The 7791-nt window shown below is 57.9% G+C and carries 9 protein-coding genes; 1 reads left to right on the top strand and 8 read right to left on the bottom strand.

From position 1 onward, the window contains the following. Positions 1 to 160: 160 nt before the first annotated feature. The 8 genes from dagF to RT197_RS21930 are packed head-to-tail and all read right to left on the bottom strand — an operon-like array spanning position 161 to position 5635. Positions 161 to 901, bottom strand: coding sequence for a 2-dehydro-3-deoxy-phosphogluconate aldolase (dagF, locus tag RT197_RS21895; protein ID WP_312953361.1), 741 nt, complete (start codon positions 899 to 901; stop codon positions 161 to 163). Further along, entirely contained in the window at positions 898 to 2016 is a 1119-nt protein-coding gene (locus RT197_RS21900; RefSeq protein WP_312953362.1) for a DgaE family pyridoxal phosphate-dependent ammonia lyase, read from the bottom strand. The genes dagF and RT197_RS21900 overlap by 4 nt, the downstream gene beginning before the upstream one ends. Continuing rightward, complete coding sequence (locus RT197_RS21905) at positions 2000 to 3133, bottom strand: amidohydrolase/deacetylase family metallohydrolase (protein WP_312953363.1); 1134 nt, start codon at positions 3131 to 3133, stop codon at positions 2000 to 2002. The genes RT197_RS21900 and RT197_RS21905 overlap by 17 nt, the downstream gene beginning before the upstream one ends. A gap of 42 nt (positions 3134 to 3175) precedes the next feature. Next, entirely contained in the window at positions 3176 to 3820 is a 645-nt protein-coding gene (locus RT197_RS21910) for a DUF4310 family protein (protein WP_312953364.1), read from the bottom strand. A gap of 11 nt (positions 3821 to 3831) precedes the next feature. Further along, positions 3832 to 4608 (bottom strand): DUF4311 domain-containing protein, encoded by a 777-nt coding sequence (locus tag RT197_RS21915; protein ID WP_312953365.1) that lies wholly within the window; start codon positions 4606 to 4608, stop codon positions 3832 to 3834. A gap of 22 nt (positions 4609 to 4630) precedes the next feature. After that, positions 4631 to 4930 carry a DUF4312 family protein gene (locus RT197_RS21920; RefSeq protein WP_312953366.1) on the bottom strand — a complete coding sequence of 100 codons (300 nt, stop codon included), beginning with the start codon at positions 4928 to 4930 and terminating at the stop codon, positions 4631 to 4633. 2 nt (positions 4931 to 4932) lie between these two features. After that, complete coding sequence (locus tag RT197_RS21925) at positions 4933 to 5295, bottom strand: SFCGS family glycine-rich protein (protein WP_312953367.1); 363 nt, start codon at positions 5293 to 5295, stop codon at positions 4933 to 4935. Positions 5296 to 5305: 10 nt separating this feature from the next. Next, positions 5306 to 5635 (bottom strand): glycine dehydrogenase, encoded by a 330-nt coding sequence (locus RT197_RS21930; protein ID WP_312953368.1) that lies wholly within the window; start codon positions 5633 to 5635, stop codon positions 5306 to 5308. A 253-nt stretch (positions 5636 to 5888) separates the two neighbouring features. Here RT197_RS21930 and RT197_RS21935 point away from each other — a divergent pair, with 253 nt between their 5' ends. Beyond that, positions 5889 to 7586 carry a hypothetical protein gene (locus tag RT197_RS21935; RefSeq protein WP_312953369.1) on the top strand — a complete coding sequence of 566 codons (1698 nt, stop codon included), beginning with the start codon at positions 5889 to 5891 and terminating at the stop codon, positions 7584 to 7586. Positions 7587 to 7791 lie beyond the last annotated feature (205 nt).

Below are 7791 nucleotides of genomic sequence, written 5' to 3' on the forward strand. Positions count from 1 at the left end.
TAAACGCCCTCTCCCTAACCCTCTCCCCCAGGAGAGGGAACTGTCCGCGCTCGTGATGACGTCCGGTTTTCTCCCTCTCCCCCATCCGCGCTCGTGGTGACGTCCAACAACAATCTCCCCTATCCAGGTCCGTGCTGACGTCCGACACCGCTTTCCTTCCTCACCCCACCAGCGTCTTCGTCACTTCCAGCAACTGGCGGACATCTTCCGGACGGGTGTCGCCACTCACCTTATCAATAATCGAACTATAAATGTGAGGAATGATTTTGCTCACGCCTGCGTCCAGCGCAATCTGCAAAATCTCGCCGAAGTTATCCAGATCGATGCCGCCGGTTGGCTCCAGCCAGAAATCGTGGCGGGCGCAGGCTTCCGCGACGGCGATGTACTCGTCACGGCATTGCAGGCCGCCCATCGGGAAGTATTTGACTGAGCTGCCGCCGAAATCTTTCAGCAGAGCAATGGCGGTGTCTACCGGCACGATGCCGTCCGGGGCGGTGCTGCTCAGCGGTCCGGTGGAGATTTTCACTAACCCCGGCGTGCCGGTCGGTGAGACCAGGCCGTTGACCACCGTGTCGTTCTGTCCCAGCAGCGCGCGGCTGGTGGCCACGCCGGTAAAGACCTGGTTAACGTGCTGCGGCTGAACGTCGCGGGAGATCGCGCTCACCATCGCCGACTGGTTCGGATCGCCCGCGCCCAACCCCACCGAAAGCGCGTTATCAATCAGCGCGGCATATTCGCGCATGTCCGCCACCGCACTTGCCACGTCCGGGTAATTTTTGGAGAGCACGCCGACCAGCACATGACCTTCCGCCGCCGCATAAATGGCGCTGGCGTTGGCTTTCGATCCGGCCAGCACGTTCAGGCATACGCGGTCGCGGTAAAAGTTAGGGGTCAGTTTCATGCGGTTTTCTCCTGATTAATCACTTCAGCAATGCGGCGCGCGACGATGTCGAGCTGCGCGCGGTCGACGCTGCGCACGTCGGCTTCGATAATGCCTTCGTTGGCTTTATAGCCACGGAAGTAGATGGCGTACTCGCCCTGTTTCAGCGCGGCGACCAGTTCGCCGGTGGCAACGCCGGTCGTCGCTTCGTCAAATTTTATCTCCGCGCGGGCGATGTCGCGCCCGGCGCTGTCCCACACCACGCGGGCGGTAACACCGTTAAGCGTATTCAGCGCATCAATGAACGGGGTCATTTTTTCGACCATCTCCGCCCCGCTCTCTTTCTCGGCGGTAAGGTAATGCTCAATGGCGCAGGTCAGGCCGAGGATGCCCTCTTTGCCGACTTTCATCGCCCGACCAATGCCCGCCGTCTGGCGCTTCACCCATTCGACGTACTGCGTTTTGCCGATCACCAGCCCGCTGGTCGGCCCTTCAATCGCTTTTGCGCCGCTGTAAATCACCAGGTCCGCGCCGGAGCGATAGTAAACGTGCAGATCTTCTTCCGCCGCTGCATCGACAATCAGCGGCACGTTATGCTTACGCGCGACCACCGCCGCCTGCTCCACGCTGAGCATACTTTTTTGCACGCAGTGGTGCGATTTGATGTACAGGATCGCGGCGGTGCGCGGGGTGATGGCGGCGGCCAGATGTTCAGCGGAGCATTCGTTGGCGTAGCCCGCCTCCACGACTTTGCCGCCACCCAGCGCGACCATCGTGCCGACCGGTGCGCCAAAGTTGACGTTGTGGCCCTTCGGCAGCACGATTTCATTGTTCTCAATCGGCGTAACGTGCAGGTTTTCCAGCAGCCAGTCGCTGTCCCGAACCAGCACGGCGGCGATGGATTGCGCAATCCCCGCCGAGGCGCAGGACACCACCGTTGCGCCTTCAACGTCGAGCAACCGGGCGATGTAATCGCCGGTTTTGTTGACCAGATCTTTCATTTCAAAATAGTGATCCATGCCGTCCATCGCCGCCTGCACCACTTCCGGGCGCGGGGTGGAGACACCGAGCGCGGTCATCCGCCCGGAGGTGTTAATCACCTGTTTTAAATTGTATTTTTCATAGATTGAAGGCATCTTCCGCACTCCCTTGTTCGGTCGGATAAAGCGTGCCCGCGCGCACGGCGGCGAGCGGAACCAGTAATCGGTCAGCCTGTAAGCTGTCGTTTTCGGCATCCACCAGCACGGTCGGCTGGCGGCGCAGGGTGAAAATAGTCAGGTCGGCATCGTAGCCGTTCGCCAGTCGCCCTTTGGTTTTCAGGCGCAGCCCTTCGGCGGCGTGGCTGGTGACGCATTCGATCACCTGCGGCAGCGACATGCCGAGGGCGAGAAATTTCGCCATCACGTTCGCCAGTGAATAGACCGGCCCGTTGATGCGGTTGCGGCAGTAAATATCAGAACTGATGGTGTGCGGCAGAATGCCCATGCGGATGGCGCGCTCCGCCACGGCAAAACTCAGGCTGGCGGTGCCGTGGCCGACGTCAAGCCGCACGCCACGCTGGATGGCGCGGGTGACGGACGCGCGTAGTTCCCCCGCAGGCGTCAGAATACGGTTCGGCTTGCCGTTGTAGCAGTGGGTGATGATGTCGCCTGCGGTCAGGCGTTCGGCAATGTCGTCAAGATCCGGCGGATTGTTGCCAATATGCACCATCAGCGGTAAATCGCCGTTCTCCCGCTGCATCGCTTTGGCGTGCTCAAGCGGCGCAATGCCGTTGTCGCCCACCACGCTGCTGCTCATCCGCGCTTTCAGGCCGACAATAAAATCCGGGTAGCGCTTCACCGCCGCACGCACCGCGTCATGGTCGATATTCGCCATGTTTGCCAGTTCGTTTTGCGCGATCAGGCCCACGCGGGAGATATTGAGCAGCGCATAGACTTCCGTCGTCGCCTGGCGGGTCAGGGTATAAAAATCGTCAACGTCGTCCGCGCCGGTGCTGCCCGCATCCACCACGGTGGTGACGCCGGTCGCAATACCGATGCTGTCCGGCTGGTCATGATAAATCGGTGATTTGGCGTAACAGTGAACGTGGGAGTCTATCCAGCCTGCGCTGACGTAATACTCCCCGTGGAGATCGACTTCGCGTTCCGCCGGACCCTGAATGTCGCCCAGCGCCGCAATTTTGCCGTCCCGCACGGCGATATCGGTTACGGTATCGTCAGCCAGACGCGCACGGCGCAGGAGTAAATCGAACATAGCTCTCTCCTGTAGAGGCGGGCGCAGCCGCGCCCGCATGGATTAACTGATAGCGACGGGGAAAATCGAACCGAGGATCATCGCGCCGAGGATCGCGCCGCCGGTGATCGGCTTCTGCCAGATGTAAAACAGCAGTGCGCCAACCAGTGAACCGATGCCGATAGGAATCGACGCGGCCATCGCGCTTAGGATGATCAGCGGGCCGAGGAAGCGCCCGGAGGCGTTGCCCGCGCCCATCATCACGTCCGCCCCGTAGGTGGAGTCGCTCTGATTGATGGTGAACTTACGCGCCAGAATGATGAGGTAGCCAATCGCCAGGCCAATCACCAGCCCGGTGATCAGCGAAGCAATAAAGTTCTCTACGGGAAACGCAAATCCCGCGCCGAGCAGCAGCGCCGGAACGCCCAGCCCGACGCCGGTCTGGATCGCCCCGCCGATATCGAGAATGCCGACCAGCGAGCCTTCAATGATGCGGGCAAACAGGAAGCTCGCGCCAAACGCCGCGACCGCGCCGTAAGCCCCGGTATCAATCCCCGCACGCAGCATGGAGACAAACGCCACTTCGTTAAACGCGCCGATGCCGTACAGATAGTACATGTGCGTCCCGGCAAACACGCCGGAAGAGAGCAGCCCGACAAAGATCGGGAACGACCAGTCGGCATACCAAAAACCTTTATTCTGTTCCATTGTGGCCTCCGTTATTTGCCGCTCAGCGAGTTGTGGATCAGATCGAGCCAGTTCGGCACGGTCAGGTGGAAGGATTCGATCATCTTCATGTCGAAGCCACGGAAGAAGGCGCTAAGAACGAACAGGGCAACAATCGCAACCATCATCACTTTCGTGACGCGGTTCCAGCCGCTCTCTTCCACGCCTTTACCGATCAGGATGCCCAGCACCAGACCCGGTACGGCGTTGCCCATGATCAACTGCGCCGCGCCGCCAAAAATGGTGGCCCAGAAGCCGGATTTTTTGCCCGCGTCGATCGCTGCCAGCCAGAAGATCACCGGCATCACGGTATTCACCAGCAGGTTCGCCGCCGGGACCAGCACCTTAACGGCAGTGACCTGGAGCGCTTCCGGCACGGAGGAGGCGGTGAGGTTAAGGAAGGTGACGACGATGGTGCCGATGATCCCGCAGGCAATCGCCATTTTTTTCGGATCGTGCAGCGTCTCGCCGACGTTGCGGTTTTTGATCATCAGCGCCGCCGCACCCCAGTTAGGGATAATGCGGTGATCGACGTCCTGGGTGAACGATCCCGCTGCCACCGACGAGGCCCAGGCGTTAAAGAAGAAGCCCAGCCCGAAGGAGAAATGCGATGCCGGATCGCCTTCACAGGAGTTCAGCTCGCCCAACGTACGAAACGCGCCCATCCCCTGAGTGGTCGGCGCGTGAAACATGCGTGCAGCCCCGGCTCCAACGCCGACGCCAACCAGGCCGCCGATGATGAGCGATTTTATTAATATTATCAGGAACATTGTTCCGCCCTTTTAGTGAGGATCAGCGTTGCGTGACGAAATCGACCTTATCAAGATCGATAGCGGTCACGTTGACGGTGACGTCCAGCTCCACGCTGTACGTGCGTCTTTCCCGGCGCAAAAAGAAGAACAAAAATGCTTCTTTGCGCACCGTTTCACGCGCATGAACGACCTGCACATCCTGTGGCTCAATACGCAGTAAAATATGCGGCGAGGCTTTCATGACCGTCGCCTGAACGTGGTTCAGGGCATCGGCAAAGGCGCGTGATTTGGCCTCACCTTTGCCCGACACTCTCACCGTGGTGGTGAATTGCTCTTTCATGTTTAAGCGCCGTGCTTCTTCTGCCACGCCAGTACCAGCCGCTCGCCCAGCTCTTCTTTATCCATAAAGCCGAAGCCCAGCACGTTGCAGCCTTCGTTGATGGCGGTGACGCCCTCGTCTACCGAGCGCATTCCGTATTTCGCTTTGTAACCGTACTTATTCTGCGCGGTAATGGCACCCGCACCGCCGCTGCCGCAGAATGAAATACCAAAGGTGGCGTTTTCGGCTTTCATGACGTCACCCAGCTTCATATCCGCTGCCACGCCCGGCACGACCACCGCGCGTCCGCCCGCTTTTTCAACGCCTGCCGCTACTTTCTGGCCTTTGCCCAGACGGTCGCCAATGACTACGGTAATCTGTTCCATCTTTTGCTCCTTACAGGTTTTCTTTTGCGACTTCGAAGTGAACCGACAGCAGCCAGGCCTCTTCTTCAGGCAGATTGCCAAACGCCGCGACCACTTCGCGGGCCAGCATCATTGATTCTTCTGAAATCTCTTCAAACAGACTGGCTTCCACGTCGGGCAGCGGCTCTCCGGTGATTGACCGGTGTGCCATCGCGCGGACATGTGACGTCAGCATTTGCTCCTGGACGGCGTTCGGGATGATGTCGTGACCTTTCAGCAGGCTGTACACCTGGTGCAACATGCGAGTTGCAAGTTCTTCGGTCTGACTCCCGACATCGGTAATGGCGACTCCGTTATTCACTCTTCTGACCCCGTTTGTTGCGTCTGGGTTAAAACTAACGTGCCATGTGAAAGGTTTGTAGCGAGTTGTTTTCCACTTCGAAGTGGAAAGGCGAGAGGCGGGAGTGATCTGTCGCACATAATTTCGCTGAATGCAGATGAAAAGCTAAATAAACGTGATGAATGTCAAAGGAAACGGCTACAAAAACGCCAGCTAAAAGTGGCAATACCTGGCAGGGCTTAAGGTAAAACGGAGAGAGTGATAAGGTTTTGTGATGACGCCTTCGATCCGGCTGACCAGCACGACAAAACCGTGGCAGAAATATTTGATCTTCGTACTCATCGCCGCTTTGCCTGACCTCGTCACGGCGGGAATCAGGTTTTACGGTATGCTAACGGCATCCCCTGACCCGGCGCGCGCCTTCATGAATAGCTTTGATTTGACCTTTCTCAAGTACCTTCAGGATCACAGCCCGCTGCCGGTGGACGAGGCGACGCGGCGCTTTGGCAAGACGCTTTCAACGCTGAAGCGCACCATGAAAGAGCTTAACGAGCTATTACCCGCAGACCTTCAGCTTCACCAGGATAACCATTTCCTGGTCACGCGCATGGGCTACGCTGATTACGTGAATTTTTTGCAGCAGGTGCGCTTCAATCGCTATCTGACCGCGCCGGATGAGCGGGTACGCGATTTGTTCGTCGCCCTGAGCCTGAACGATGTGGTTAACAAGAGCGAATATTACCGCAGGTTTTTCGTCAGTCCCGGCACGCTAAAAAATGACAACCCGGTAATGGCGCTTTTTTTACGCCAGCGCGGGCTGGCGCTGATCGGCGTGCCGCGCAGAGGTTCACAGCTCACGGGAGATGAGTTTCAGCTGCGCGTAGCGGCCTGTATGACCATTCTGAAAACGGTGGAGGTGGACGAAAATAATCGCCTGATTGCTCATCAGGCAAGCGAACCGGCCAACCGCTCTATTGCTGAACAGTTCTTAACCGCCTGCGCTACGCACACGGTGCAGGCGGCATGGCTGTATGAGACACGCATTTGCCCGGCGTTTGCGCTGAGCTATAACGGCAAAAAGTATTTTCTGGTGTATATGAGTCTGACACTACAGCGCATCGCGCGTGGCTGGCGCATTGAGAACACCACGGCGGCCGGATTTATCAGCACCTTTGCGCACAGGTTACTGGACGATCCGCAGGAGAACGCTTTTCTGGATCTGGTGCTGGCCTCGCTATCCTTTACCCGCCGTCCGGCCACGCTTTACGATCCGGCGCTGGCGCATGAGGTCAACGGTTTTTGCCAGCAGGTGGAGCAGCATCTGGCGGCGACTCTTCACGACCGCCAGCGCTGGTTTACTGAGGTTTACGCCTTTTTGCACGCCGCTATCGTGCAGAATAAATTTAACCTGTGGTTTGACGATAAAAAACTGCACGACGTGCAGGCGCACTATTCCACGCTCTGGCAGCATACGCAGCACGCGCTGGGCAGTATCGAACAGCGCTGGCAGATTCGGTTTTCCGCCGCGCATCTGGCAACGCTGGTGCTGATCGTTAAAAAATTTGAACTGCGAAACCGGGTATTGAGCGAACGAAGAAAGCGGGTGATCATCGTCACCAACTCTTCTGAAAGTAAGGTGGGTTATTTCAAAGAGGTGCTGCGCTCCTGGTTCCATATTGAGATCCCGGAGTGCGTGAATATTAATGAGATCGAACGGCTAAAACAGCAGCCTTTCGATCTGCTCATTACCTTTACCAATAAGATCTCCAGCTACCTTAAATATCACCATCTGGACTATGTGAAGGTGAATTTTCACCTGACGCAGGACGATATTACGCTGCTGCGCCAGTGCGGACTCTCCCGCGCGCGCAAGAAAATTCCCGTGGGGGCGTTTGTGGAGCAGATTCAGGGAATGGACGGAGAGAGATTGCGGGCGTTTCTGGAACAACACTATGCGGATCTTTTTATTTAGCATAGTGATTGTACGAGTTAGCAGACGTCACCACGAACGCGGGCTGTTCCCTCTCCTGGGGGAGAGGGCGTTAACGCGGAGGAAGGAGGATAAACGCTCCCCCTCACCCCGGCCCTCTCCCTCAAGGGAGAGGGAGAAAACCGTCACCGGACGTGACGACAGCCCCGGACGAGAAGAGGCGGAAATTGTTGTCGGACGTCACCAC

The organism is Superficieibacter sp. (assembly GCF_032071645.1).
Lineage (GTDB): Bacteria > Pseudomonadota > Gammaproteobacteria > Enterobacterales > Enterobacteriaceae > Superficieibacter.